We start from the raw sequence: 889 nt of genomic DNA on the forward strand, positions 1-889 counted from the left end.
TCGCAGAATTGTTTAAAGTCGCAGGATACGAGGCTCATTATAAAAAAATGATTAAATAAATATAAATTATGCTCGTGCTGGATTCTTTTTATAGAAGGTGTCGTAGCAACTCTATTCTACGCGAATCCAGCCATGAGCCGTTTTGTATTCAATTCGAAGTGTTGTGCTTCATTCTAAAATCCGCCATTTTAAAATTTTTGATAGTAAACTCAATGAAGAACGTAACTACGTATAACATCATATTCACGCTACGGACATACGTCCTTGGTCTGGCATTCGCCAGACACCCGACATGCGTCGAGTCGTGAATACAGGAACGTTATGTGAAATACCCAAAGTCAAAAACGTAATTAAAGGATGTAAAATGGATGGCTAATGACGATTTTGATTACTATACCGATCAAGATTTTGAATGGACTGGAGTTTTGAACCTATACAGCGGTTCAGAATTTTCAAATCAGAAAGGCACCATTTTTAGAATAGGACTATTACTTGCAGAAGACCTTGAAAAATCAGAATTGTCTATTTTGAAATCACTTGGGCAGTCATGGACATGGGGAGAAGATCGTCGAATAAAAGCTTTTGAACTGCTGGATTTTCAATACATCAATAAAAAGCTTGTTTTTGATTTTAGAACGATTAGAAAGAGTCAAAGATATGATGAGATTAAATACTTCTTATTCGATTTAGGTGCAGGGATCGAAAGTGGAGGAAACAAGATTGAGGAAATTCAGGTAAGAGAGTTGAAGTGATTGTTTTAAAGCCGGGTACATCACATAACATCATATTCAAGCTGCGGACATTCGTCCTGGGTCTGGCATTCGCCAGACACTCGACATATGTCGAGTCGTGAATACAGGAACGTTATGTGCAACCAGTACAAAACTAT

The 889-nt window shown here is 37.5% G+C and carries 1 protein-coding gene; it reads left to right on the plus strand.

Translation table 11 applies throughout. The features are described 5' to 3' along the window. Positions 1 to 368 precede the first annotated feature (368 nt). A complete protein-coding gene (locus tag WKI47_RS21230; RefSeq protein ID WP_340229192.1) occupies positions 369 to 752 on the plus strand; it encodes a hypothetical protein in 384 nt (127 codons plus the stop codon). The last annotated feature ends 137 nt before the right edge of the window (positions 753 to 889 follow it).

Source organism: Saccharibacillus sacchari (genome assembly GCF_037722395.1).
Classification (GTDB): Bacteria; Bacillota; Bacilli; order Paenibacillales; family Paenibacillaceae; genus Saccharibacillus; species Saccharibacillus sacchari_A.

Bases quoted from the DNA above. Each gene is read 5' to 3' on its own strand.
- WKI47_RS21230 (WP_340229192.1), top strand. From the start codon at position 369: ATGGCTAATGACGATTTTGATTACTATACCGATCAAGATTTTGAATGG.